Here is a 22137-nt window from a genome sequence, read left to right on the forward strand (position 1 = left end):
CGGTCAGTGGCTCACGAGGGCATCCGGTGCGGGGGTCACCGCGGGGCGGCGTCGGGCGGTCTCGGCGAGCGCGACGCCGGCCAGGACCACCAGCCCGCCGGCCAGCTGAACCGCCGTCATCGACTCGTCGAGCACGAGCCACGCGGCCGCCGATGCGGCGACCGGCTCGAGCATCCCGATCACCCCGGTCCGCGCAGCACCGAGCCGCGCCACCCCGACCAGCACCAGCACGTAGGGCACGACGGTGCCGAGCAGCACGATGTACGCGACGAGCACCCAGAGCGGCAGGTGCGTGCCGTCCAGGGCCCCGGGCAGGGCGACGTCGTCGGCCAGCGAGCCCCGGTCGAAGGTCCACAGCGGCTGCAGGACGACCCAGAACGCCGCGGCGAACGCCATCGACCAGGCCTGGGTCGTCAGCGGGTCCCGGTTGCGCACCAGGTGGTCGCCGAGCAGGTAGTACGTCCCCAGGGCGATCGCGGCGCCGCCCGCGGCAACCAGGCCGACGACGTCGAGGGTGATCCCGTCACCGACCTGGGCGACCAGCGTCAACCCGGTCAGGCAGGCGACCAGCGCCCACCACACCCGGGCCCGGACCTGCTCGCGGAGCACGAACCGCGCCCACAGCGCCACCAGCACCGGGGCGGTGTACTCGATCAGGAGCGCGAGGCCGACGGGCAGCCGGGAGATCGCCACGAAGTACAGCCACTGCACCATGGCCATGCCGACGATGCCGAGCACGGCCAGGCCGACGAGCTCGCGACCCCGCGGGAGCCGGCTGCCGCGGGCCAGGACCAGGACGGCGGCGACGAGCACGACGGCCGAGCCGAGGGACCGCAGCTCGACCAGCCGGCTCGGGCTCAGCCCGGACTGCATGGCGATCTTCGACACGGTGCCGTTGACCGCGAAGAGCAGCGAGGCGACGACCACGGCGAGCACGCCGAGGGGTACCCGGGCCGAGGCGTCGGTCGTGGGCTCGACTGCAGTCATCGCGCGAGCCTAGGCGTACTGACCCGCTGGGTTGTTGACGCGGTCGATGGGCCTGAGGCCGCCGATGCCGAGGTGGGGTCGTTCTAGGTTGTAGTGCTGGAGCCAGGTGGGCAAGAGGGCGGCGCGTCCGGCGTTGGTGGTGAACACCTGGGAGTAGGCCCGCTCGGTGGCCAGGGTGGGACCACAACCGCGATCTGGTCGACGCCGGCTCCACCCGGACCGGGGCGGCCGGCGTGCACGCCCAGACCCTCGCGGTCTACCGGCTGCTGGACGAGATCCGCGGGCAGGCGCCCTGGCTCGAGATCGAGTCGTGCTCCTCGGGCGGCGCCCGGGTCGACCTCGAGATCCTCGAGCGGACCGACCGGGTCTGGGCCAGCGACTGCATCGACGCGCTCGAGCGTCAGACGATCCAGCGGTGGACCGCTCGGCCACCTGGCCGCCCGGTCGGGTGCGCCTGCCCGGCCTCGACCCGGACCGCACCTACCGCGTGCTGCCGACCGGACCCGGTGCCGACCTGCCCGAGCTGCCGTCGCACCCGGCCTGGCGGGCGGCGGGCTGCGAGCTGACCGGGCGGGTGCTCGCCGAGGTCGGGGTGCAGGTGCCGCCGCTGCGGCCGGAGACGCTGGCCCTGCTGCACGTCGTCGGCTGAGTGCCCCGCGGCCGGCCGCGTCCGGCCTCGCCGCCCGGCCCTGCCGCCCGGCTCTGCGGTCCGGCCATGGACGACCGACGTGCCGCCGGGTTGTCCGTCGCGGTCCGTGCGTCCTCCCCAGCGCATCTGATCGCGGGATCGTCCACAGGCCCGCCGTCCCTCGCGTGCGTCGCCCCGCGCGGCCGACCTAGCGTCGGCGGAACGGGACGAGGGTCGTCCGGAGGGGGAGGAGGGCGCGATGTCGGGGTTCTGGCCCGAGACACCGGTCGGGCCGCGGACGACAGGGCGCGCCCAGGTCGCGCTGTCCGGGGCCCAGGAGGCGCTGACGGCCGCTCGTCGTGAGCTCGTCGTGGCGGCCGAGGTCGGCTGGGTGTCGGCCGCCGCCGACCGTTACCGCGGCCTGCTGTCCGACGCGATCGGCGACGTCGCCCAGCTCGGCATCGCCCTGGGCGAGGCCTACGCGCCCGTCCTGCGGCACACCCGGGCGTCGGACGAGGCGCGCGCCGTGGACGAGGCCGAGCGGGCCGCCTGGTGGGTGCTTCCGGGCCGGACGGTCGGTCGCGACGCCGACGCCACCAGGACGCCGGACGGTGCCAGGTGACAGCGACTCCCGCCTGGGCGCCGGTCGGCACGGACGGCGACCTGCCGCCCGGGCTCGACGTGGTCGGTGGCGCCGGCGGCACCCGGGCGCACATCTGCGACCTCGAGGCCGCAGCAGCCGCGCTGGACCGGGCCGCCGTTTCGCTCGAGGCGGCCGCGGCGCATGCCGAGACCGTCATGAACCTGGTCGGCGAGGCGGCACGGTGGTCGGCCGGGACGACACCCGGCGCGCGGGCGTCGATGGTCCGCCTCGTCTCGCGCCGGCAGGGCCTGCGGATGCGCGCCGATCTGGCCCGCGGCACGGCGTCGTCCCTGCGTGGCACGGCCGAGCTCTACGCGCGGACCGACCTGGACGTCGCGAGCTTGCTGAGCGGGGGCGGCGTCGTCGCCGGCGGCGTGGTCGGGGAGCTCGGCCCGCTCGGCTGGGCGGCTGCCGGAGCGCTGACCCTCGCCGGCGGGATCGCGTTGGTCGGCAACCTCGTCGGCCTTCGCCTGCTGCGGTACGCACCGAGCCCGCTCGGAGCCGTCCTGCGGACCGCTGACGCGCCGGCGGCGCAGGCCGCGGACGGTCCGCTCGGCTTCACGGCACGGATGCTGGGCGGGCCCGGGCTCCTGCCGGCCTCGCTCGGGCTGCCCGGCGCGCGGACCGTCGAGCCGTTGGTGCCCGGGATGGCGAGCTTCCTGCTGGCGGCCGGTCCGGGGCGCCGGGCCCTGCTGGGTGACCCGGTGCCGACGGCAGCGCGGACGCTGAGCAGGGCCACCAGCGGCGCGAGCCTGCTGATCGGGACACCGACCAACGGTCTCGTGGTCGCCCCGGTCGTCACCTCGGACGCCCCGCGCGGCCCGAGCGCCGCATCGCCGTTGCCGCGCACCACCGCCGACCTGCTCCGCCAGGTCGAGCGGCTCTACCCGAACCCGCCCGGCACCCGCGACCAGGACGGTGACCCGGATCCCGGTGGCACGCCCGGCACCGTCAGTGTCCAGCGCCTCGACCACGGCGACGGCACGCGGTCCTGGGTCGTGGCGATCCCCGGGCAGGAGACCGCGGCCCTCGGTGGGCCCGACCCCAGGGACATGACGTCCAACCTGCAGCTCATGGCCGGGCTGCCCGACGACGCGACCGAGCTCGTGACCCGGGCGATGACCTTGGCCGGCATCGAGCCGGGGGAGCCGGTGGTCCTGGCCGGGCACAGTCAGGGCGGCATGGTGGCGATGAACATCGCGAGCGACCCGGTCCTGATGGAGCGCTTCACCGTCGCGGCGGTGGTGACGGCGGGCTCACCCGTCGCCGACGTCGGCCTTCAGGACGGCACGCAGTCCCTGCACGTCGAGCACCTGCAGGACCTCGTCCCCGTGCTGGACGGGTTGCCCAACCCGGACGACCCGCAGCGGACGACCGTCATCCGGGACCTGGGCTCGGCCCCGACGGCGAGCAACCGGCAGGCGGCCGGCTCGCCGGGGGGCGCGCACGGCATCGGGGCCTACGTCCGGACCGCCGAGGAGCTCGACGGTCTCGACGCCCCGTCGGTCACGACGTTCGACGCGGCGCTCGCCGGGGTGCTCGGGGACGGTTCGGCGACGGCCACGACGCAGCGCTACGTCGGTGTGCGGGTGCCCGAGCCGGTGGGCGTCGCGGCACCCGGTGGCGGGACCTGGTGAGGCTCAATGCTTCTTGTTGGCACCCGTCGCGACGCTCAGCACGAAGCTGACGATCGAGATGATCAGCGCGCCGAGCACGGCGGTGCCGAAGTTGTCGATCCGCAGGCCGTAGTCGCTCTGCTCCGACAGCCAGCCGGTGAGCATGAGCATCAAGGCGTTCACCACGAGGGTGAACAGGCCGAGGGTCAGCAGGTAGACCGGGAACGCGAACACCTTGACGATGGGCTTGACGACGGCATTGACCAGGCCGAAGACGAGGCCGACGACGAGGAAGACGATCACGGTGGTCGCGGTGTCGTCGCCGCCGACCACCTCGAGCCCGGTGAGGATGCGGGTGGCGAGCCAGATGGCGACGGCATTGATGATCACGCGGAGGACGAAGCTCATGGCGACATGCTTCCACGTCATCGACCCGTCACGCAGGTGGCCGGTGGCATGCTGACGCGGTGACCTCCCCGAAGGTGCCCCTGCGGGCCGCCGTCCAGTCGCTGCCCGCGTACGTCCCCGGTGCACGCGCCGGTGCGGACCTCACCGCGCACAAGCTCTCGTCCAACGAGAACCCGTACCCGCCGCTCGAGCAGGTCCGGGCAGCGGTCGCACGCGCGGCGTCCCAGCTCAACCGGTACCCGGACATGTTCGCGACCGACCTCGTCGCGGCGCTCGCGGTCAAGCACGGCGTCGACCCGGCCGGGATCGTGGCGGGCTGCGGCTCGGTCGCGGTCCTCGGGCACGTGCTGCAGGCCTTCTGCGACCCGGGCGACGAGGTGGTCCATGCGTGGCGCTCGTTCGAGGCGTACCCGATCCTGGTCCGGCTGCAGGGCGCGCGCTCCGTCCAGGTCCCGCTGGACCGCGAGGGCCGGCACGACCTGCCGGCGATGGCCGCCGCGGTGACCGACCGGACCCGCGTGATCCTGGTCTGCTCGCCCAACAACCCCACCGGTCCGGCGGTCCGGCACGACGAGCTGCTCGCCTTGCTCGCCGTCGTACCGCAGGACGTGCTGGTCGTCCTGGACGAGGCGTACGTGGAGTTCGTGCGGCAGCCCAGCGCGATCGACAGCGCCGCCGTGCTCGCCGCGCACCCGAACGTCGTGCTCCTGCGGACCTTCTCGAAGGCCTACGGGCTGGCCGCTCTGCGGGTCGGGTACGCGGTGACCCATCAGGACCTGGCCCGCGGGGTGCGCACCGCCTCGACGCCGTTCGGGGTGAACCACCTGGCTCAGGTCGCCGCCCTGGCATCGCTCGAGGCGGAGGCCGCCCTGCTCGAGCGGGTGGACGCCGTCGTCGCCGAACGCGAACGGCTCGTGGCCGGGTTGCGCGGCCAGGGCTGGACGGTGCCGGAGACCCAGGCGAACTTCGTCTGGCTGGCGACGGGTGCCCGCACCCTCGAGATCGCGGCCGACGCCGCAGACGACGGCCTGCTGGTGCGGCCGTTCGCCGGTGAGGGTGTGCGGATCAGCGTGGGCGAGCCCACCGCCAACGACCGGGTCCTCGAGGTCGCCGCCGGCTGGCTCTGACCGGGCCGGTGGGACGAGCGGGCCGGCCGGCTCCGACCGGGCCGGCGGACGGGCCGGACCCTGGCGCCGGTGCGCCGGACCGGGCCATGATCGGCCCTATGGATCCTGACCTGTACGACTGGTCTGAGAGCTTCGACCTCACCGGGGCCGCGGCCTGGGTCTTCTTCGGGGTGATGGCCGTCGTGTGGGTGATCGGGATCGCCGCCTACGTGGCGATCCTCCGCAAGGCGGGCTACTCCGGCTGGTGGATCCTGATCATGCTGGTGCCGGTGGTCAACATCGTGATGTTCCTGGTCTTCGCCTTCGCGGAGTGGCCCGTCCAGCGGGCGCTGCGGGCGGCGCAGGGCGCCGGCCAGGGCTATCCCGGCGGCTATCCGGCGATCCCCGGTCCTCCCCGGCCAGGTGGCCCGCCACCCCCGGGCTGGCGCTGAGACCCCACCGGCCGGACACCCGGACGGTCCAGACGTCCGGACACCCGGACACCCGGACGAGCCGTCAGCGGACCTGCGTGGGGACCCTTCCAAGGAACTCGCACACCTCGGCCTCGACGCCCCGGCGAAGGCCGTCGAGCGTCAGCGCCGACGCGGTCCTGCCGGTGGTCGCCCACCGGGTCACTGTCGCGCGGTCGACCCGGAACGGGTTCGCCACCTGTCCCGGCGTCACGCGAGAGGGTGCGGCTGAGGCGGTGTCCCGCATGGCGGTCTCCCCATCGTTCGGTAGCTGGGCTGCCCGTCTGGGCCCCTGGCTTTGCGTCCCCGCATTCCGGCGGGTTTGCCCTTGTCGCTGATGTGAGGAACGACCCGACTCGTCACGGTCCGGGTGTGCCTCATTCCCGTCATCGACGACATACCGGACATCCTTGAGGAGCTCCGTGTGTGATCTAGGTCACACACGACCGCGCCGTGCGGTCCGTGGCCACGATCGCCGAGCAGGATCCGCCGGTCGTCGTCGACGAGGCTCCCCCGCGCTCGGGCGGGCGCCTTTGGAGGATCGCCACAACGCTGTCCTGCGCGGCTTTGTGGTGCCTGACCACCGACAACCTACGGTTCCGTAGCCTACGCTGACGTAAGTTAGCCGGCCGTCCACCCGGAAGGACCCTGCGTGAACGAGCCCGACCTCGTCCAGCTGCTGACCCACACCGGGGAGCGCGTCGACCACCCGGACTACTCGCCCCGGGTCGCCCACCTCGATCCCGAGGCCCTGCGCGGCCTGTACCGGGACATGGTGCTCGTCCGACGCTTCGACACCGAGGCCACCGCCCTGCAGCGGCAGGGTGAGCTCGGCCTCTTCCCGCCCGCCCTCGGGCAGGAGGCCGCCCAGGTCGGCTCCGGCCGGGCCCTGGCCGCGCAGGACTACGTCTTCCCCTCCTACCGCGAGCACGGCGTCGCGCACACCCGCGGTGTGGACCTCGTCGACGTGCTGCGTCAGTTCCGGGGCGTCGACCACGGTGGCTGGGATCCGCGCGAGCACAACTTCCACCTGTACACGCTGGTCATCGGCTCGCACACGCTGCACGCCACGGGCTACGCGATGGGTCTGCAGCGCGACGGTCTGGTCGGCTCCGGGGACCCGACCCGGGACGCCGCCGTCGTCGCCTACTTCGGCGACGGCGCGACCTCCCAGGGGGACACCAACGAGGCGTTCGTCTTCGCCGCCGTGAACAACGCCCCAGTCGTCCTGTTCTGCCAGAACAACCAGTGGGCGATCTCCGAGCCCACCGAACGCCAGTCGCGCGTGCCGCTGGTCGAACGGGGCAAGGGCTTCGGGGTGCCCAGCGTGCGGGTCGACGGCAACGACGTCCTCGCCTGCTACGCCGTCACGGCCGAGGCCCTCGAACGGGCCCGCTCCGGTGGCGGTCCCACGTTCATCGAGGCGTACACCTACCGGATGGGCGCCCACACCACCTCGGACGACCCGACGCGCTACCGGTCGGCCGCCGAGGAGGAGCACTGGCGTCGTCGTGACCCGATCGACCGGCTGCGCACCCACCTGACCGCGATCGGCGAGCTGTCCCAGCAGGTCGAGGACGAGATCGCGGCCGACGCCGAGGCGCTCGGCGTGCGGGTGCGTGCCGAGGTGCACGCCATGGCCACGCCGTCGACCAGGGTCATGTTCGAGCACGTGTACGCGGGCCCGAACGCCGTGGTCGATGCCGAGCGCGCCTGGTTCGAGCAGTACGAGGAGTCGTTCACCGACGTCCCGGCCGGCACGGAGGTGCCTCGATGAGCGAGTCGAGCGCCCCGACGACCCAGCGGATCACGCTGGCCAAGGCGATCAACCTCGGCCTCCGGGCCGCCCTCGAGGGTGACCCGAAGGTCATGCTCATGGGCGAGGACATCGGCATGCTCGGCGGGGTGTTCCGGGTGACAGACGGGCTGCAGAAGGACTTCGGTCCGGACCGCGTCGTCGACACGCCCCTGGCGGAGTCCGGCATCGTCGGCACCGCCATCGGGCTCGCGCTGCGCGGCTACCGGCCGGTCTGCGAGATCCAGTTCGACGGCTTCATCTTCCCGGCCTTCGACCAGATCACGACCCAGCTGGCCAAGATGCGCTACCGCTCGCGCGGGCGGCTCTCGCTGCCCGTGGTGATCCGGGTCCCGTTCGGTGGCGGCATCGGTGCGGTCGAGCACCACAGCGAGTCGCCCGAGGTGCTCTTCGCGCACACCGCGGGCCTGCGGGTGGTGTCCCCGGCGACGCCGTCCGACGCGTTCACGATGATCCAGGAGGCGATCGCCTCCCCCGACCCGGTGCTCTTCTTCGAGCCCAAGGGGCGGTACTGGGACAAGGCCGAGGTGGACCTGACCGCGACGAGCGGGGCAGGCCTGGACGCGGCCCGGGTCGCCCGGGTCGGCACGGACGTGACGGTCGTCGCGCACGGGCCCACCGTGGCGACGGCGTTGCGCGCCGCCGCGGCCGCGGCGACGCAGGGCACGAGCATCGAGGTCGTCGACCTGCGCACGATCTCGCCGTTGGACACCGCGACCATCGCGGCGTCCGTGCGCAAGACGGGTCGCTGCGTCGTGGTGCACGAGGCCCCGGTGCTCTACGGGACCGGCGCCGAGGTCGCCGCCCGGATCACCGAGGAGTGCTTCTTCAGCCTCGAGGCACCCGTGCTGCGGGTGGGCGGCTTCCACAGCCCGTACCCCGTCGCGCGGCTGGAGCACGAGTACCTGCCGAGCCTGGACCGCGTGCTCGACGCCGTGGACCGGGCGATGGCGATGTGACCCGGCCCGACGACCGGCCGCCCCGCCTGCGCCGGCCGCCCCGCCTGCGCCGTCCGCCCCGCCTGCGCCGTCCGGCGTGACCTGACCGACCTGCCTGCCCGCTGACCGACCGACCGACCGACCGACCGACCGACTGAGGAGCATCCCGTGCCCAGGTACGAGCAGTTCCGCCTTCCCGACGCCGGTGAGGGCCTGACCGAGGCGGAGATCGTCGAGTGGCACGTCGCTGTCGGCGACCGCGTGCAGATCAACCAGACGATCGTGGAGATCGAGACGGCCAAGTCGCTCGTCGAGCTGCCGAGCCCCTTCGCAGGCGTCGTCACGGCGCTGCTCGCCGAGCCGGGCACCACGGTCGAGGTCGGCACCCCGATCATCACCATCGACACCACCCCCGACGCCCCGCCCGAGCCGTCCGCCCCCGCCGACCTGTCCGCCTCCCCCGAGGCGTCAGCCCTCGGGGCGGTGCCGGGCGCTCCCGCCTCCGACAGCTCTGCGGGTGCCGGGGAGGGGTCGACGGTCGGCGGGGCCGTCCTCGTCGGGTACGGGGTCACCGGTCACAGCGCCACCCGCCGTCCGCGCCGCGCCGCCGACACCCCCGTCGAACCGTCGAACCCGCAGCCGGCCCCACAGCCGGCACCGCACCCGGCCCCGCGGGGTCACGGCGCCGACAACGGCGTGGGGGCGACGGGGATGCCGCACACGTCGAACCCGGTGCTGGCCAAGCCGCCGATCCGCAAGCTCGCCAAGGACCTCGGTGTCGACCTGGAGACCGTCCGTCCCACCGGTCCGGGCGGCATCGTGACCCGCGAGGACGTGCTGGCCCGGTCGCAGGGCAACCAGCCGCAGAGCCTGGCGACGTACGTGGGCGACGACCAGCCGTGGCTCGCCTCCGGGCGGGTGGCCGACGACGGCCGGACGACGCGCGTCCCGGTCAAGTCCGTGCGCAAGCGGACCGCCGAGGCGATGGTCAGCAGCGCGTTCAGCGCGCCGCACGTCTCGGTCTTCCACACCGTGGACGTGACCAAGACGATGCGCCTGGTCGCCCGCCTCCGCGAGGACCGTGAGTTCGCCGACGTGCGGGTCACGCCGCTGCTGATCGCGATGAAGGCGCTGCTGCTCGCCGTCCGCCGCCACCCGGAGATCAACGCGAGCTGGCAGGACGAGACGCAGGAGATCGTCTACAAGCACTACGTGAACCTCGGCATCGCGGCCCAGACCCCGCGCGGCCTGATCGTGCCGAACATCAAGGATGCGCACCGCCTCGGCCTGCACGACCTCGCCGTCGCCCTCGCCGAGCTGACTGCGACGGCACGGGCCGGCCGCACCGCTCCGGCGGACATGACCGACGGGACCATCACGGTCACCAACGTCGGCGTCTTCGGCATCGACACCGGCACCCCGATCCTCAACCCGGGGGAGTCCGCGATCCTGGCCTTCGGGGCGATCCGCGAGCAGCCGTGGGTGCACAAGGGCAAGATCCGGGTGCGGCACGTGACCCAGCTCGCACTGTCCTTCGACCACCGGCTGGTCGACGGCGGTCTCGGGTCACGGTTCCTGTCCGACGTCGCCTCGGTGCTCGAGGAGCCCGGGCAAGGCCTGGTCTGGGGCTGAGGCACCCGACGTCGCCCCGCGTGGAACGGCTCGGCCGGGGCGGTCGGGATCAGCCCGCGCGACGCCCCGCCAGCAGGAGATCCCTGGTGATCTCCATCTGCCCGTGGTGCTGAGCGAGCTCCTCGACGACGTGCAGCAGCGCTGCGCCCTGCGTCCTGATCCCGTGGTCGAGGGCGTGCGGCGTGCTCGCCCGGAGCGGTGCATCGGGCTCGGCGGCCAGCGCGTCCCGGTGGAGCCGGGAGCGGACGGTCGAGGCCCGCTCGAGGAGGGGACCGACCGGTCCGGCGGCGCGGAACTCGGCGTCCCGGTCCCGATCGAGCGGACGACCGGCGACCCGGTGACCGGCCCATGCCTCGATCACGCCGAGGCAGTGGGTCAGGATCGCGAAGGGGGTGTTGGCGCCGTCGATCGTCGGGGCCTGGTTCGCCAGCTCGTCCCCGAGGTCCTTGACGATCGTCACCATGCCGGAGAGGGCCCGATCGGTGACGTACAGGTACTCCTCAGCCGTGATCATGCGGAGACGATACCGAGGTCGTGCGTCCTCGGAACCGCGCCTGCTCACCAGTCCCGCGTCCCGCTCCCGCCGCCCTGCCCGTTCTCCTCCTGGCGCTGGGCCTCCGCGTCGGCCTCCGCCTCGGCGTTGCGCTGGGCGAGCTCCTCCTGCCGCTGCTCCTCCTGCTCCCGCGGGGTCTGGTCGCCGTCGGCCGGCTCCTCGGTCTGCTCGGGCTGCGACGCCTGCTCGGCCTGGTCCGCCTTGTCCCCGAGGCGGTCCTGGGACTCCTCGTTCTGCTGCTGCTGCTCCGGCGGCATCTGGTCCTCGTCCTGGCACGTCTCGTCGGCGCGCGCCGCCTGCGCGGCCGTGTAGTCGGACTCCGCCCACGCGGCGTACTCCTGGGACTCCTCGCGCAGCTCCTGGGGTGTCCGTGGTGCCAGCAGCGCGACGCCCGGGTCCTGCGCGATGTCGGCCTCGAGCTGGTCGGCCTCGGCCGCGATCCCGGTGGCCTGCTCCATCTCGTCGTCGCCCCAGGCCTCGAGGACGAGCGCACGGTTGATCTGCACCATGCACCTGCTCGGGTCCGGGACCAGCTCGAGCGCGTGGTCGAGCTCGTCGAGCGCGTCCCACAGGTCCCCCTGCTGGTAGCGCGCCGTGCCGGTGTTGAACGGTGCCTTCCATCGCTCGACCAGGTTGGCGACGCCCACCGCCTCGAACGTCCGGGCGGCGGCGGCGTGGTCGCCGTCCTCGAAGCTCGCGATGCCGGAGGCGTTGAGACCGACCTTGACCGACAGGATCACCCCGAGCACGACAGCGGTCAGCCAGGCCGGGGACGTCCCCCACAGGAGCCAGGCACGCCGTCGACGACGCCGCTGCTGCTCGGCGGTCCGGTACGTCATGGCGCGCCCCCGTCCGGCGCCGCGCGGTCGTTCGGTGCGCTGCCGGTCGCCGCGTTGCCGGTCGCCGATCTCCGGGCCGCACGGCGTCGCACGGGAGTCCACGAGCCGGCGACCGACCAGGCCTCGGCGGCCAGCAGGGCCACCAGCACGAGGGCGATCGGCCAGGTCACCGCCGACCACAGGGTCTGCTCGCGCCGGCCGTCGGTGGCGATCTCCTCGGGGTCGAGCCCGGCGACGAGGGACGTGACCTCGTCCGGGCCGGTCCGGTGCACGTACGGCACGCCGAGCTGGTCCGCCACCGTGCGCAGCGTGTCCTCGTCGATCCGCGAGATGGCCTGCGGGGCGTCGGCGCCGTCGCCGTCGAGGATGTACGCCGCGTCCGGGTCGGGGTCGAGGGAGCCGTCGTAGGAGCGCATCGGGCCGCCCTGCGCCGTGCCGTAGCCGAGCACCGCGCCGCCGTCGACGAGCGGGTCGAGGGCCGCGAAGGAGGCCGGCTCGCCGGGCGTCGTCTGCTCGCCGTCGGACAGGAAGAACACCAGCCGCACGTGCGAGGGGTTGCGGTCGGCCGCGCCCTCGAGAGCGCTGGTGAGGGCCGCCAGTGGACGGTCGACGAGCGAGCCGGAGGAGTACGCGGTGATCTCCTGCTGGACCGTCTGGGTCCAGGCGCCGACGGCGCGACCGTCGGTGGTCAGCGGCAGCTGGCGGGTGGCCTGGCTGTCCCAGCCGATGATCGAGTAGCGGGCGCCGGGCACCGCGGCGACCAGGGCCGGCAGGTCGTGCCGCACACCGTCCAGGCGCGGGGTGCCCTGACCCCAGTCCTCGGCCGCCATCGAGCCGGTGCGGTCCACGACGAAGAAGATCTCGACGGCGACGCCCATCTCCTGGTCGGTGGTGGTCGGCACCGACGGCCCGAGACCCAGGCCGAGGGCGGCGAGCAGTGCTGCGGAGCGCAGCCACCACCGGCCGCGCAGGGGCGCCGACCTGCCGGGGCGCAGCGCCTCGCGGACCGCGAGGACGAGCGGCGGGCCCAGCAGCAGGAGCAGCCAGCCGGCACCGATCAGTGGACGGAGGGTCATTCGCGCGCCCTCCATCGCAGGGCGACGAGCCCGACGAGCCCGATGACGAGCAGGGCGAACCACGGCCCGGGCCGATCGATGAGCAGCACCTGGGGGTCGTCGTCGAGCGCGACGGCCTGCTGGGCCGTGACGTCGTCGATCACGGACCGGACGGCTGTCGGGTCCTCGGCGAACCAGGTCATCCCGCCCGACTCCTCGACGGCCGTGGTGAACTCGAGGTTCTGCGCCGAGCCGCGCAGCGACTCGTCACCGCCGTACAGGCCGTACAGCTGGACGTCACGGCCGCTGACCAGGTCGACCGCCTGCGGCAGGGTGTAGATCGGCTCGCCGAGGACGTCGTTGTCGGTGGCCAGGATGATCGACCGGGACCGGTCGGTGGCCTGCTCGTCGAAGAGCAGCGCACACGTCGCCAGGCCGTCGCCGATCAGCGAGGACTCGCCGACCACCCCCTCGGTGCCGCTGATGAACCCGAGGATCTCCTCCAGGCCGTCCCAGGTCAGCGGGTCCTCGGGGTCGAAGCCCTCGATGTCGAAGGACAGCGCACGCCGTGCCGTCTCGAGCTCCTCGAGGACGAGGGTGTAGTCGTCGGTGAGCGGGAAGACCGTGCGCGAGGTGGAGTTGAACACCGACAGGGCGATGCGCTCGCCCGAGAAGCTGTCGACCAGGTCGGCGAACGTCGCGGTGATCGCCGAGTCGAACGGGACCATCGAGCCGGACACGTCGAGGCACAGCACGATGTCGCGGGTCCCGAGCCGTTCGGTGACGACCTCGCGCTGCACCGGCCGGGCCGCGAGCACCCCGGCCCCGACGACCGCGAGGACCAGGGCGACGACCCCCGCCACCCGGACCAGCTGGTACCTGCGCATCGCACGCTGCACCTGCGGGAGCTGCTCGAGGTACTCGGTGTGCGCGACCCAGCGCGCATCGCCGGACGGTTCGCCACGCCGGCGCCAGGCGACCGCCGCCACACCTGCGACGACGACCAGGCAACCGCCCAGCAGCCACGGCCACACCAGGCTCACCACTGGCTGATCACCCGCCGGGCGCCCTGGAGGGCGTTCTCGGTCGACGCGCCGACCGTCCCGAACCGGGCGAACGACGGCCGGTAGTAGCTCTCGATCAGCGTCGCGAGCCGCTTGGCGCCGTCGATCCGCCGCAGCTCGCTGAGCGTCAGGACGCGCGCGTCGACCCCACGGCGGATGGTGGCGAAGTCCCGCACGACGGCGCTGAGCTCGAGGTGCACGCCTCGGGCATCGAGCTCGCCGGCGTCGAAGCGCCGCTCGACCTCGTCGACCCGTGCGAGGTAGAGCGGTCGCACCGTCGCGAACCGGTCTCCGTGGCGCGCGTGCACGGCCGGTGGTGGCGGCGGCGGACCCGGCTCGGCCCGGCGGCGCGTGGTGACCAGGACCGCCACGACCCAGCCGACCGCGAGGAGCAGGAGGGCGAGGCCGAGCGGGAGCACCCACCAGGCGAACGCCACCGGGCCGTTGAGCTCATCGACGGGCACGGCGGCTCCGCGTGAGCAGGTCGACCATGGCCGGGACGACGTCGTCGCTGCTGCGGACCACGACGTCGTGCACCCTCAGCCGGCGCAGCATCGCGGCGCGTTCGGCTGCCTGCTCGGCCCGTCGCGCGGCGGCTGCTGCCTGCAGCTCCGCACGGCCCTGCAACCAGGCGGGGACCGTCCAGCCGTCGCCGACGTCGCGCGTGCGCGGCGCACCCGCCGCGAAACCGGACGGGACGCTCAGCGGGTCGGCGTCGGCCACCGAGAGCACCAGCAGCTCGTGCCGCGTGCAGACGTTGCGCAGCGCCTGGGCGTGGGCGGACGTCGGGTTGGCCTCGTCGGTCAGCAGCACGACGAGCGCCCGACGCGTGAAGCCGCCGGCGACGCGGTCCAGGACCCGGTCGAGGTCCGACGGCGGAGCGTCCAGCGTGATGGCGCGCTCGATGAGCCGCAGCACGACCTCGAGGTGCGCCGTGCCGCCGCGCGGCGGCAGCTGGCGAAGGCGCCCGGAGTCGGCGGCGACCAGCGCGACCCGGTCGCCGCGGTCCCGCGCGAGGTAGGCGATCAGCGTCGCGGCGTTCGTCACGACGTCGCCCTTGGGCTCACCGCCTGCGCTCGCTGCTGCCATCGTCCGGCCGGTGTCGACAGCCAGCACGAGCGTGAGGTTGCTCTGCCGCACGAACCGCTTGATGACCGGGATGCCGGTCCGCGCGCTCGACTTCCAGTCGATGTCCCCGACGTCGTCGCCAGGGGTGTAGAGCGAGAGGTCGTCGAAGTCCTGCCCGTGGCCCTGCAGCACCGAGCGGTGCCGCCCGTCGAGCAGACCGGTGGCTCGGCGGGTGACCGGAAGCTCGAGCCGGGCCCGCAGGTGCGCGAGGCGGGAGGCGTTCGGCACGGTGCCCGTGGTCCTCAGGGGGTCGGCACGGCGTCGAACACCGCGTCGACGAGCTGCTCCGGGGGGACGTTGTCCGCGAGGGCGTCGAACGTGCGCACGAGGCGGTGCCGCAGCACCGGGTGGCGCATCGCCTTGATGTCCTCCGGGGTCACGTACGAGCGGCCGGCCTGCAGTGCCAGGGCCTGGCCGATCCGCATCAGGGCGATGCTGCCGCGCGGGCTGGCGCCGACCCTGATCATCGAGGTGATGCCCGGGATGGGCCGCGGGCCGTCACCCCGTGTCGTGGCGACCAGGTCGACGGCGTACCGCTTGATCGCGGCGTCGACGTAGACCCGGTCGACAGTCGCCTGCAGGGCCTCGAGGTCCGCCAGGGTGATCGGCTCGCCGGTGATCGGCGCGCTCTGGCGGCCGCTCGAGATGCGCTCGAGGACCTCGACCTCCTCGGCGGCGTCCGGGTAGCCGAGCACCTCCTTGACCAGGAACCGGTCCATCTGGGCCTCGGGCAGCACGTAGGTGCCCTCCTCCTCGATAGGGTTCTGGGTCGCGAGCACCATGAACGGGTGCGGCAGGCGGTAGACCTCCCCGCCGATCGAGGTCTGCTTCTCCTGCATCGCCTCGAGCATCGCCGACTGCGTCTTGGCGCTCGACCGGTTGATCTCGTCGAGCAGCACGAGGTTGGCGTGCACCGGACCGAGCTGGGTGGTGAACGAGCCGGTCGCGTAGTTGAAGATCTGGGTGCCGACGATGTCGTTGGGCATCAGGTCGGGCGTGCACTGGATGCGTCGGAAGGAGCCGGAGACCGCCGCGGCCAGCGTCTGCGCGGCGGTCGTCTTGGCCAGCCCCGGCACGCTCTCGAGCAGGATGTGGCCGCCCGCCAGGAGGGTGCTGACCAGGGCCACCCGCAGGTTGTCCTGCCCGACGACGCGCTGGGCGAACACCGCGTCGATGCGGGCCAGCAGGCTCGTGACCCTGCGGTGGTCCGCGTCGCTGATCGGCTCAGTCACCATGCGTCCTTCGACCTCCCTGCCGTCGCCGTCGGCCGTCGGCCGTGCGGTGCCCCGGCCCTGACGGGCCGCTGGTGAGTATGCCAGCCACCCGGCGGTCAGCCCGTCGGGTCCTCGCGGGGCGGGACACCGGTGAGGGGCTGGTCGTCGGCCGCCCGTTCCTCAGCGGCCAGCAGATCGGCGTCGATCCGGCTCTGGATCCCGGAGACCTGCCGCAGCGGGACGCTGGGCAGCAGGAAGGACGTCGCGAAGCCGACGGCGAGGATCACCGCCGCGACCAGGATGACCAGGGAGGTGCTCTGCGCGAAACCGTCGAGGAAGGGTGCGGCGAGGCGTGGGTCGAGGCCGCCGATGAACGACGAGTCGTCGAGGGACGGCACCGCGCCGGTGCCGTCGAGCATCCCGAGCACCGGGGCGTTGGCCGGGTTGTCGAGCACCGCCGGGTCCTCGAGGGCCGCCTGGAAGGACGGGGTGCGGGCCGCCGCCGCGAACGCCTCGCTGATCTTCTGCCCGACGGTGGAGAACAGGATCGAGAGGAACACCGCGGTGCCGAGGGTGCCGCCCATCTGCCGGAAGAACAGTGACGACGCCGTCGCGACACCCATGTCCTTGGGTGGTACGGCGTTCTGCACCGCGAGCACGAGCGGCTGGAAGCAGCAGCCGAGGCCCATCCCGAAGACGACCGACCGCCAGCTGACCTCGACCAGGGACGACGACGCGGTCAGCTGGCTGAGCAGCAGCGCCCCGACGGTCAGCAGGAACGTGCCGATGATCGGGAACGCCCGGTACCGGCCGGTGCGCGACGTCGTCTGCCCCGAGACCACCGAGGCGATCATGATCCCGACGGTGAGCGGGATCAGGGCGAGGCCGGCGGCGGTCGGCGTCAGGCCCTTGGCGATCTGCAGGTACAGCGGCAGCGTGGCGAAGCCACCGAACATGCCCATCCCGATGATCGTGTTGATCAGCGCACCGGCGGAGAACGTCCGGTTGCCGAACAGGTGCAGCGGGAGCAGGGCGTCGTCGCCCGCGCGCCGCTCCGCCAGGAGGAAGAGCACCAGCCCGAGCGCACCGGCGCCGTAGCAGGCCAGGGACGTCGTCGAGCCCCAGCCCCAGAAGCGGCCCTGCTCCGCGACGACGAGCAGCGGCACCAGACCGCCGGCGAGCGCAAGGGCGCCGGGCCAGTCGATGCGGTGCAGGTGGCGGGCCAGCGGCGGCAGGTGCAGCACCTTGGTGATCACCGCGAGGCCGGCGATGCCGAACGGCACGTTGACCAGGAAGATCCAGCGCCAGCCGGTGATGCCGAGCACCGAGCCCGAGTCCGCGAAGAAGCCGCCGATGATCGGGCCGAGCACGGACGACGTGCCGAAGACCGCGAGGATGTACGCCTGGTACTTGGCCCGCTCCCGTGGGCTGAGGATGTCGCCGAGGATCGTGATCGCCAGCGACATCAGGCCGCCGCCACCGAGACCCTGGACCGCGCGGTAGCCGGCCAGCTGGTACATCGAGTCGGCGGTGCCGCACAGCAGCGAGCCGATCAGGAACAACGCGATCGAGATCAGGTACAGCGGCTTGCGGCCGTAGATGTCGGAGAGCTTGCCGTACAGCGGCGTGGCGATCGTCGAGGTGATCAGGTAGGCGGTGGTGACCCACGCCTGCAGGGACAGCCCGTGCAGGTCGTCGCCGATGGTGCGGATCGCGGTGGCGACGATCGTCTGGTCCAGGGCGCCCAGGAACATCCCGATCATCAGACCGCCGAGGATCGTCAGGATCTGGCGGTGGCTGAGCGGCGTGAAGGCGCCGTGCTCGGTGGTGGGTGGGGCCGGCACCGCGGGAGCCCCGGGCGTAGCTGGTCTCGTCTGGTTCACCGGCGAACGGTACGTCGCAATTCCGACATCCGCACCGTCGTCTCGTCAGCCCGGCGGCCCCGCTGCTGCGCGCTCGACCATCTCGGCGTGGCTCCCCCGCAGACCGAACAGGGACTCGAACCACCAGGTCGCACCGGCCTCGGCGTACTCGACGCTGCGGCCCGCCTCGCCTGCGACAGTGGTGCCGTCGACCGCGACGTCGAACGGTGCGTCCGTCCGGCGCTGTGCGCTCAGGTACGCCACGTCGGCGGCGAGCTGCTCGGGCGTCAGCGTCACGTCCTGGTTCTCGTCGATCGCGGGGACGATCCAGCCGTCCCACCGGGCCGCCCTGCGCAGCGCCGCTCGGCTCAGGCCGCCGATCCAGACCGGCAGGCGCGGCAGCTGCACCCCGGGGGGCGAGACCTGGACCGCGTCGGCCCGGTAGTGCGTGCCGGTGTGCGTCACGGTCTCACCGGCGTACCACCGGCCGATGAGGTCGAGCGCCTCGTCGGCCATCGCGGCGCGGGTGCGGTCGTCGGCGCCGTCGCCCGTCGAGTCCAGGTCCCACGGCACACCGAGGCCCGCGCCGAGCGTCACGCGTCCTGCGCTGAGGGTGTCGAGCGCGCACAGCGTGCGGGCGAGCAGGTGCGGTCGGTACCGGGGCACCGGCGACACCGCGGTGACCAGACGCAGTCGGCTCGTCGCCGTGGCCACGGCGGTCAACGTCACCCACGGGTCGCCCACGCCACCGAAGAAGTTGGCGTGGTCCCACACGGAGATCGCGTCCCATCCCGCGTGTTCCGCGGCGACGGCGATCTCGACCACGTTCCGCGGATCGGTGTACGGCCCGAACGGCACGATCTCGATGCCGAACCTCATGGCGCGCTTCTCTCGCGATCGGTACGAGGACGACGCTACGACCGGGCACCGACATCCCCGAGACCCGACGAGCCCCCAGGCCCGGCATCGCCCACGACCCGACGGCGACCCGCCCGGGACCCGACGGCCACCCGCCCGGGGCCCGCCCGGGACCCGACCGCGACCCACCTCGGCGCGGCCGACGGGCGCGCTCACGACCGGGACCTTGGTCCCTTCCTTGATCAGGGGTCCGCGGAGAGCCTCGAGAGAACGGGGTCCTGACGAAGGGGCCCCGCGCGTACGGCCCAGGTCAGGTCGGCGCGAGCCGGAGGCGGCGCGATGGCAGCCAGAGTCCTCGTAGCGTTCGCGAGCAAGCACGGCTCGACCAAGGGGATCGCGCACTCGATCGGCGGGGCCCTGTACTCCCATGGGCTCCAGGTGCGAGTCCTGCCTGCCGCGATCGTCCACACCGTGGCCGACTACGACGCGGTCGTGCTGGGCAGCGCCGTCTACCACGACCACTGGCTGTGGGACGGGTGCAGGTTCCTGCGTCGGATGAACGGTGAGCTGCGCGACCGGCCGGTCTGGCTGTTCAGCAGCGGACCCGTCGGCGGGACGCCCGACGACGACCTGCGCCTGGTGGCCGTGTGCGGTCCGGACACCGCGGTCCCGCCCTGCATCGAGCGCTCGCTGCGCGGGCTGGACGTGCTGGGCCATGCCACGTTCGCCGGCAAGGTGAGCGACCGCGCGCTCGGGATGCTCGAGCGCGACATCCCCCGCGGCGACTGGCGGGACTTCCGTCAGGTGGGCCGATGGGGCCGGCGGGTCGGGGAGCATGCGGCGGCCAACGCGCACGTCACCAGGCCGTCCGTGACCAGGCCTCGGTGACCACGCCGTCGCCGTAGGGTTGACGGGTGACCCTGGACCTGCCCGCGGTGCCGCGTCGCCTGCCCCCCGCGGGCGTCGTCGTCGGCGCGGCGGTCGCCCTGGTCGCGGTCGCCGTGGGTGTCGCCTGGTCGGGTGCCGCGTCGCCGGCCGTGCTGGCCGATCCGGGCGCGCTGGTCCGGTGGGGGCTGCCGCTCACCACGGTGCTCACCGAGCTCGCCGCCGCCGTGACGCTCGGCGCTCTGGTGCTGGCGGCCTTCGTGCTCCCGCGCGGGACGGGTCGCACGCCGTCGGACGGACGTGCGTGGGCGGCCATGCCGGTCGTCGCCGCCTGGGCCGCAGGCACCTGGACGGTCGCGAACGTCGCGCTCCTCGTCCTGACGTATGCGAACGTCGCCGGACGGCCGCTGGACGCCCCGACGTTCGGCTCCGAGCTCGCCCTCTTCGTCTCGGCCGTGTCGCTGGGCCGGTCCCTGCTGGTCGTGACCCTCGTGGCCGCTGTGACCTGCGTCGTCGCCCTGCTGGTCACCGGCCCGCGCACCGCCCTCGTCGCTGCGCTGCTCGCCGCGTCGGGCCTGGCGGTGCTGGCCGGGACCGGGCACACCGCCGGCAGCACCAACCACGAGCTCGCCCTGTCCTCGCTGTTCGTGCACCTGACCGGGGTGGCCGTGTGGGTCGGCGCGCTGGCCGCGCTCGCCCTGGTGGCGCACCGGCTGGGCCGCGACCTGGCGCCGTCGGTCGCGCGGTACTCGACGATCGCCGGCTGGTGCTTCGTGGCCGTTGCGGTCTCCGGGCTGGTCAACGCCGCGATCCGGCTCGGTGGGATCGACGGGCTCGGCACCCGGTACGGCGCGCTCGTCGTCGTGAAGGTCGCCCTCTTCGGCGCGCTCGGGGTGTTCGGCGCGACGCATCGGCGCGCCGTCCTGCCGGCCCTGGTGGCTCACGGTGCGGCGCGACGGGTGGGTGACGGCGCGCGCGCCCCGTGGGGGTTCTGGCGCCTGGTCGCCGTCGAGCTCGCGGTGATGGGCGCCGTCTCCGGCGTCGCGGTCGCGCTCGGCTCGACCGCGCCGCCGGCTCCGCAGCTGCCCACCGGTGAGCTGACCCCCGCCCTGATCGTCACCGGTCACGTGCTGCCGCCCGCGCCCACCGGGGAGCTGTGGCTCACGAGCTTCCGCTGGGACCTCGTCCCGGCCCTCGGCGCCCTCGCCGCGGCGGTCGTCTACCTGCGCTGGGTCGGCAGGCTGCGCGCCCGCGGTGACCACTGGCCGCTGCACCGCACGATCTCGCTGCTCGTCGGGCTCGTCGTGCTCACCTGGGCGACGTCGGGCGGGGCGGCCGTCTACGGCCACGTGCTGTTCAGCGCGCACATGGTGCAGCACATGACCCTCGTCATGATCATCCCGATCTTCGTCGTGCTCTCCGCGCCGGTCACCCTCGCGGCCCGGGCCCTGCCGGTGCGCGCCGACGGCTCGTTCGGTCCGCGTGAGCTCATCCTCGGTGTGGTGCACTCGCGGTTCGCCGGGTTCTTCGCCAACCCGATCGTCGCGGCGATCAACTTCGCCGGGTCGATGATCGTCTTCTACTGGACCGACCTGTTCGCGCTGGCCCTGACGACGTACATCGGGCACCTGGCGATGATCGCCCACTTCTCGCTCGCGGGGTACCTCTTCGTGAACGCCCTGATCGGGGTCGACCCCGGTCCCCGGCGGCCCGGCTACCCGCTCCGGATGCTCCTGCTGTTCGCCACCATGGCCTTCCATGCCTTCTTCGGCATCGCGCTGGTCACCGACGTGACGTTGCTCGTGCCCGAGTGGTTCGGTCTGCTCGGCCGGCCCTGGGGCCCGTCGGCGCTCGAGGACCAGCACACCGGCGGCGCGATCGCCTGGGGCATCAGCGAGCTGCCGATGCTCGCGATCGCCATCGCGCTGGCCATGGGATGGACCCGCGACGACGAGCGCACGGCACGACGAGGCGACCGGGCAGCCGATCGGGACGGGGACGCCGAGCTCGCCGAGTACAACGCGATGCTCGCGCGCCTGGGCGACCGCAAGGACTGACCCGGGCGCATTCACCCGCTCTCGACGGGCGCGATGCGCACACCTCAGCCATGCTCGGGGTCGAACGGACGGTCGATCGACCGCCACCAAGGAGGCTTCTCGTGGGTATCGGCTCTGGCATCTTCCTCATCGTCATCGGCGCGATCCTTGCCTTCGCGCTCTCGCCCGACACCTGGTCGGTCGTCAACCTCAACATCGTCGGCTACATCATGATCTTCGCCGGCATCGCCGCGATCGTGCTGGCGCTGGTGCTCAACCAGCAGCGCACCCACACGAGCCACCGTGAGGTCATCGAGCGCTACGAGGACCGCACGCCGCCGCCCGCGATCTGACGGCTGCCGCAGGTCGACCCTCAGGCGACAGTTGCCGCAGGTCGAC

Annotated in this window: 22 protein-coding genes, 1 pseudogene and 1 riboswitch; of the genes and pseudogenes, 11 read left to right on the forward strand and 12 right to left on the reverse strand. The window is 73.3% G+C overall.

The window, feature by feature from the left end:
- Nucleotides 1–3 precede the first annotated feature (3 nt).
- Nucleotides 4–987 carry a DMT family transporter gene (locus K415_RS0107395; RefSeq protein WP_024286440.1) on the reverse strand — a complete coding sequence of 328 codons (984 nt, stop codon included), beginning with the start codon at nt 985–987 and terminating at the stop codon, nt 4–6.
- Nucleotides 988–1163: 176 nt separating this feature from the next.
- On the opposite strand from K415_RS0107395, the pseudogene K415_RS23385 reads away from it, so the two are divergent.
- The 3 genes and pseudogenes from K415_RS23385 to K415_RS0107420 form a co-directional block, all read left to right on the forward strand.
- Nucleotides 1164–1636: pseudogene (locus K415_RS23385) on the forward strand (alpha-galactosidase); the annotation flags it as partial.
- Between the two features lie 238 nt (nt 1637–1874).
- Nucleotides 1875–2237 carry a hypothetical protein gene (locus tag K415_RS0107415; RefSeq protein WP_024286442.1) on the forward strand — a complete coding sequence of 121 codons (363 nt, stop codon included), beginning with the start codon at nt 1875–1877 and terminating at the stop codon, nt 2235–2237.
- The gene (locus tag K415_RS0107420) at nt 2234–3895 is read left to right on the forward strand and encodes an alpha/beta hydrolase (protein WP_024286443.1); all 1662 of its coding nucleotides are present in this window, start codon (nt 2234–2236) and stop codon (nt 3893–3895) included. The genes K415_RS0107415 and K415_RS0107420 overlap by 4 nt, the downstream gene beginning before the upstream one ends.
- Before the next feature lie 3 nt (nt 3896–3898).
- Here the strand turns inward: K415_RS0107420 and K415_RS0107425 are convergent, their stop codons facing one another.
- The gene (locus K415_RS0107425) at nt 3899–4282 is read right to left on the reverse strand and encodes a phage holin family protein (protein WP_024286444.1); all 384 of its coding nucleotides are present in this window, start codon (nt 4280–4282) and stop codon (nt 3899–3901) included.
- Between the two features lie 59 nt (nt 4283–4341).
- On the opposite strand from K415_RS0107425, the gene hisC reads away from it, so the two are divergent.
- Both hisC and K415_RS22630 read left to right on the forward strand, forming a co-directional pair.
- Nucleotides 4342–5409 (forward strand): histidinol-phosphate transaminase, encoded by a 1068-nt coding sequence (hisC, locus tag K415_RS0107430; protein ID WP_024286445.1) that lies wholly within the window; start codon nt 4342–4344, stop codon nt 5407–5409.
- A 98-nt stretch (nt 5410–5507) separates the two neighbouring features.
- Nucleotides 5508–5840 (forward strand): DUF805 domain-containing protein, encoded by a 333-nt coding sequence (locus K415_RS22630; RefSeq protein ID WP_024286446.1) that lies wholly within the window; start codon nt 5508–5510, stop codon nt 5838–5840.
- A gap of 64 nt (nt 5841–5904) precedes the next feature.
- Here K415_RS22630 and K415_RS0107440 read toward each other — a convergent pair whose 3' ends face one another.
- A complete protein-coding gene (locus tag K415_RS0107440; protein ID WP_024286447.1) occupies nt 5905–6105 on the reverse strand; it encodes a hypothetical protein in 201 nt (66 codons plus the stop codon).
- A gap of 16 nt (nt 6106–6121) precedes the next feature.
- A riboswitch (cyclic di-GMP riboswitch) is annotated at nt 6122–6195 on the reverse strand.
- A 315-nt stretch (nt 6196–6510) separates the two neighbouring features.
- Between K415_RS0107440 and pdhA the strand changes: the two genes are divergently transcribed.
- From pdhA to K415_RS0107460, 3 genes are all read left to right on the forward strand, one after another.
- The gene (gene pdhA / locus K415_RS0107450) at nt 6511–7635 is read left to right on the forward strand and encodes a pyruvate dehydrogenase (acetyl-transferring) E1 component subunit alpha (protein ID WP_024286448.1); all 1125 of its coding nucleotides are present in this window, start codon (nt 6511–6513) and stop codon (nt 7633–7635) included.
- Nucleotides 7632–8633 carry an alpha-ketoacid dehydrogenase subunit beta gene (locus tag K415_RS0107455; RefSeq protein ID WP_024286449.1) on the forward strand — a complete coding sequence of 334 codons (1002 nt, stop codon included), beginning with the start codon at nt 7632–7634 and terminating at the stop codon, nt 8631–8633. Before pdhA ends, K415_RS0107455 begins: the two co-directional genes overlap by 4 nt.
- A gap of 147 nt (nt 8634–8780) precedes the next feature.
- Nucleotides 8781–10244 carry a dihydrolipoamide acetyltransferase family protein gene (locus K415_RS0107460; protein WP_024286450.1) on the forward strand — a complete coding sequence of 488 codons (1464 nt, stop codon included), beginning with the start codon at nt 8781–8783 and terminating at the stop codon, nt 10242–10244.
- Between the two features lie 49 nt (nt 10245–10293).
- Here K415_RS0107460 and K415_RS0107465 read toward each other — a convergent pair whose 3' ends face one another.
- From K415_RS0107465 to K415_RS23390, 9 genes are all read right to left on the reverse strand, one after another.
- Nucleotides 10294–10758, reverse strand: a complete 465-nt coding sequence (locus K415_RS0107465; RefSeq protein ID WP_024286451.1) for a DinB family protein — start codon at nt 10756–10758, stop codon at nt 10294–10296.
- A 44-nt stretch (nt 10759–10802) separates the two neighbouring features.
- The gene (locus tag K415_RS0107470; RefSeq protein WP_155859392.1) at nt 10803–11636 is read right to left on the reverse strand and encodes a hypothetical protein; all 834 of its coding nucleotides are present in this window, start codon (nt 11634–11636) and stop codon (nt 10803–10805) included.
- Nucleotides 11633–12712: a VWA domain-containing protein gene (locus K415_RS0107475; RefSeq protein ID WP_024286453.1), complete on the reverse strand. Its 1080-nt coding sequence runs from the start codon at nt 12710–12712 to the stop codon at nt 11633–11635. The genes K415_RS0107470 and K415_RS0107475 overlap by 4 nt, the downstream gene beginning before the upstream one ends.
- The gene (locus K415_RS0107480; protein ID WP_155859393.1) at nt 12709–13734 is read right to left on the reverse strand and encodes a VWA domain-containing protein; all 1026 of its coding nucleotides are present in this window, start codon (nt 13732–13734) and stop codon (nt 12709–12711) included. Before K415_RS0107480 ends, K415_RS0107475 begins: the two co-directional genes overlap by 4 nt.
- Entirely contained in the window at nt 13731–14219 is a 489-nt protein-coding gene (locus K415_RS0107485) for a hypothetical protein (RefSeq protein ID WP_024286455.1), read from the reverse strand. Before K415_RS0107485 ends, K415_RS0107480 begins: the two co-directional genes overlap by 4 nt.
- Nucleotides 14206–15111 (reverse strand): DUF58 domain-containing protein, encoded by a 906-nt coding sequence (locus K415_RS0107490; RefSeq protein WP_024286456.1) that lies wholly within the window; start codon nt 15109–15111, stop codon nt 14206–14208. The genes K415_RS0107485 and K415_RS0107490 overlap by 14 nt, the downstream gene beginning before the upstream one ends.
- A 14-nt stretch (nt 15112–15125) precedes the next feature.
- Entirely contained in the window at nt 15126–16118 is a 993-nt protein-coding gene (locus tag K415_RS0107495; protein ID WP_024286457.1) for a MoxR family ATPase, read from the reverse strand.
- A gap of 95 nt (nt 16119–16213) precedes the next feature.
- Nucleotides 16214–17980, reverse strand: a complete 1767-nt coding sequence (locus tag K415_RS0107500) for an MDR family MFS transporter (protein WP_369795195.1) — start codon at nt 17978–17980, stop codon at nt 16214–16216.
- A gap of 45 nt (nt 17981–18025) precedes the next feature.
- Nucleotides 18026–18838 carry an LLM class flavin-dependent oxidoreductase gene (locus tag K415_RS23390; protein WP_024286459.1) on the reverse strand — a complete coding sequence of 271 codons (813 nt, stop codon included), beginning with the start codon at nt 18836–18838 and terminating at the stop codon, nt 18026–18028.
- 318 nt (nt 18839–19156) lie between these two features.
- On the opposite strand from K415_RS23390, the gene K415_RS0107510 reads away from it, so the two are divergent.
- The 3 genes from K415_RS0107510 (at nt 19157) to K415_RS0107520 (ending at nt 22091) form a co-directional block, all read left to right on the forward strand.
- Nucleotides 19157–19705 (forward strand): flavodoxin domain-containing protein, encoded by a 549-nt coding sequence (locus tag K415_RS0107510; RefSeq protein ID WP_024286460.1) that lies wholly within the window; start codon nt 19157–19159, stop codon nt 19703–19705.
- A gap of 26 nt (nt 19706–19731) precedes the next feature.
- The gene (locus K415_RS0107515; protein ID WP_024286461.1) at nt 19732–21759 is read left to right on the forward strand and encodes a cytochrome c oxidase assembly protein; all 2028 of its coding nucleotides are present in this window, start codon (nt 19732–19734) and stop codon (nt 21757–21759) included.
- Between the two features lie 101 nt (nt 21760–21860).
- Nucleotides 21861–22091, forward strand: coding sequence for a DUF6458 family protein (locus K415_RS0107520; protein ID WP_024286462.1), 231 nt, complete (start codon nt 21861–21863; stop codon nt 22089–22091).
- Nucleotides 22092–22137 lie beyond the last annotated feature (46 nt).

The organism is Cellulomonas sp. KRMCY2 (assembly GCF_000526515.1).
Taxonomy (GTDB): Bacteria; Actinomycetota; Actinomycetes; order Actinomycetales; family Cellulomonadaceae; genus Actinotalea.

What these genes read in the sequence shown, in the direction of transcription:
- K415_RS0107395 (WP_024286440.1), bottom strand. Translation starts at nt 987, where the DNA reads ATGACTGCAGTCGAGCCCACGACCGACGCCTCGGCCCGGGTACCCCTC.
- K415_RS0107415 (WP_024286442.1), top strand. Translation starts at nt 1,875, where the DNA reads ATGTCGGGGTTCTGGCCCGAGACACCGGTCGGGCCGCGGACGACAGGG.
- K415_RS0107425 (WP_024286444.1), bottom strand. Translation starts at nt 4,282, where the DNA reads ATGAGCTTCGTCCTCCGCGTGATCATCAATGCCGTCGCCATCTGGCTC.
- K415_RS22630 (WP_024286446.1), top strand. Translation starts at nt 5,508, where the DNA reads ATGGATCCTGACCTGTACGACTGGTCTGAGAGCTTCGACCTCACCGGG.
- K415_RS0107440 (WP_024286447.1), bottom strand. Translation starts at nt 6,105, where the DNA reads ATGCGGGACACCGCCTCAGCCGCACCCTCTCGCGTGACGCCGGGACAG.
- K415_RS0107455 (WP_024286449.1), top strand. Translation starts at nt 7,632, where the DNA reads ATGAGCGAGTCGAGCGCCCCGACGACCCAGCGGATCACGCTGGCCAAG.
- K415_RS0107465 (WP_024286451.1), bottom strand. Translation starts at nt 10,758, where the DNA reads ATGATCACGGCTGAGGAGTACCTGTACGTCACCGATCGGGCCCTCTCC.
- K415_RS0107470 (WP_155859392.1), bottom strand. Translation starts at nt 11,636, where the DNA reads ATGACGTACCGGACCGCCGAGCAGCAGCGGCGTCGTCGACGGCGTGCC.
- K415_RS0107475 (WP_024286453.1), bottom strand. Translation starts at nt 12,712, where the DNA reads ATGACCCTCCGTCCACTGATCGGTGCCGGCTGGCTGCTCCTGCTGCTG.
- K415_RS0107495 (WP_024286457.1), bottom strand. Translation starts at nt 16,118, where the DNA reads ATGGTGACTGAGCCGATCAGCGACGCGGACCACCGCAGGGTCACGAGC.
- K415_RS23390 (WP_024286459.1), bottom strand. Translation starts at nt 18,838, where the DNA reads ATGAGGTTCGGCATCGAGATCGTGCCGTTCGGGCCGTACACCGATCCG.
- K415_RS0107510 (WP_024286460.1), top strand. Translation starts at nt 19,157, where the DNA reads ATGGCAGCCAGAGTCCTCGTAGCGTTCGCGAGCAAGCACGGCTCGACC.